The following is a 1,891-nucleotide window of genomic DNA, read 5'->3' as shown; positions in this document are numbered from 1 at the left end:
CTCGCCGCCGAGCGCCGCGCCGGCCTGCGCGGCCTGGCCGTCGAGGCGGCGATGACGCGCGAGCCGCCCACCGTGCCCGCCGAGGCGCCGGTCGATGCCGCGCTACGCGCCATGGCCTCCGCCCGCGTGCGCCACCTGCCCGTCTGCGACGATGAAGGCCGGGTGATCGGCCTGGTCGGCCTGGCCGACCTGCTGCGCAGCGGCACCGCCATTCCCGTGCCCACCCCCACCCAGGAGGAGTCCCGCCCATGACCATCGCCGCCGTGCTGCGCCGCAAGGGCGCGGACATCGTCTCCGTCTCCCCCGAGACGCTGGCCGTCGAGGTCGCCCGCCTCATCACCTCGCGGCGCATCGGCGCGGTGCTGGTGCGGGAAGCCGATGGCCGCGTCGTCGGCATCATCAGCGAGCGCGACATCGTGCGCGCCGTGGCCGAGCGGACCAACGCGACGCATGGCGTCTTCGTGCGCGACATCATGACGCGGGATGTCGTCATGGTCTCGCCCGACACGCCGGTCGATTCCGCGCTCGAGATCATGGACGAGGGCTATTTCCGCCACCTGCCCGTGGTCGACGGGCAGGGCCGGCTGCTCGGCATCGTCAGCGTGCGCGACCTGGTCCGCCACCGCTTCGCCCAGCAGGCGCAGGACGTGGAAAGCCTGAAGGCCTACGTCACGCGCACCTATATGCATTGACCCTCGAACGGCGGGCGGGAGTCTTGCATTGACCCTCAGGCGGCGGGCGGCTGGCATCCGCCGGCCTTGCCTGCGGGCCATGCACTGTCCCGCCCGGCCCGACTGACATGCTGGGCGCGGTCGCGCCTTGCGCTCCCGGATCGCGGCGGGGCCGCGATCCTTGGAGCGTGTCGCGCGCCGCTCAGCAGGCCTCGGCCGCGAAGCGGCGGGTGGGGCTGACGAACTCCTCCTGCGCCGCGACCGTCAGGATTTCCCGCGACCCGGCCTCCGCCGTGCGGCGCAGCAGCCCGAAGACGGAGGAGGCGGCGGCCGAGAGCGCGCCGGCCGCATCCCCCGCGAGCCGATGGAACAGGAACAGCGCGGCGATCGCATCGCCCGCCCCGTTCACCGACAGCGGCAGCATGGGCGTGGCCAGCCGCCAGAAGCGCCCGCCCTCCCCCGCCAGCATGCCGATCTGCCCTTCGGGCGTATCGGCCAGCCGCAGCGAGGTGACGAGCACGCAGCGCGGGCCCATCGCCTGCAGCGCGGCGATCGCCGCCTTCGCCTCCTCCAGCGTCGTCACGGACCGCCCGGTCAGCCATTCCAGCTCGAACTGGTTGGGCGTCGCGATGTCGGCCGCCGGCAGCGCGGCGTCGCGCAGGAATTCCGGGATGCCCGGGCGGACGAAGATGCCGCGGCCGACATCGCCGATCACCGGGTCGCAGCACCACAGCGCGGCAGGGTTCGCCGCCTTCACCCGCCGCGCGGCATCGAGGATCGCCGCCCCGATCTCGGCCGAACCCATATAGCCGGAGAGCACGGCATCGCAGCGCGGCAGCACGCCGCGCTCCTCGATTCCCTCGACGCAGTCGCGGATCAGCTCCGCCCCGAACACCTGGCCGCGCCAGGCGCCGTAGCCGGTGTGGTTGGAGAACTGCACGGTGTGGATGCCCCAGACCTCCGCCCCCAGCCGCTGCAGCGGGAAGATCGCGCTGGCGTTGCCGACATGGCCGTAGGCGACCCAGGATTGGATGGAGAGGATCGAGGCCATGGCGCACCGTCACGAAAAGGCGCGCGGACGCTAGATCGGCTTCCACGGAAGTGGAACCCGCCCTCGCCTTGCTCGGCGCGCATCGTCGCGCCCGCGGGCGGGTCCGGCCGCGGGCGAACCGCTCCGGCACCCGCGCCGCGCCGGGTCCATCGGCCCGCGCCGTCTTGCG

Annotated in this window: 3 protein-coding genes; 2 read left to right on the top strand and 1 reads right to left on the bottom strand. The window is 73.5% G+C overall.

The features are described from left to right. Together HW577_RS24375 and HW577_RS24370 are read left to right on the top strand one after the other, a co-directional pair. Positions 1–252 (top strand): CBS domain-containing protein (locus tag HW577_RS24375; protein ID WP_198378688.1); only part of this gene is annotated, 252 nt, incomplete at its 5' end. Beyond that, positions 249–692 carry a CBS domain-containing protein gene (locus HW577_RS24370; RefSeq protein ID WP_198378687.1) on the top strand — a complete coding sequence of 148 codons (444 nt, stop codon included), beginning with the start codon at positions 249–251 and terminating at the stop codon, positions 690–692. The genes HW577_RS24375 and HW577_RS24370, both read left to right, overlap by 4 nt. Before the next feature lie 181 nt (positions 693–873). On the opposite strand, the gene pdxY is transcribed toward HW577_RS24370, so the two are convergent. Beyond that, a complete protein-coding gene (pdxY, locus tag HW577_RS24365; RefSeq protein WP_198378686.1) occupies positions 874–1,722 on the bottom strand; it encodes a pyridoxal kinase PdxY in 849 nt (282 codons plus the stop codon). Between the last annotated feature and the right edge of the window lie 169 nt (positions 1,723–1,891).

The sequence above is a fragment of the Neoroseomonas rubea genome (assembly GCF_016106015.1).
Classification (GTDB): domain Bacteria; phylum Pseudomonadota; class Alphaproteobacteria; order Acetobacterales; family Acetobacteraceae; genus Neoroseomonas; species Neoroseomonas rubea.
The sequence above is the reverse complement of the archived record's forward strand: the minus strand, read 5'-3'. Positions and strand labels throughout refer to the sequence as shown.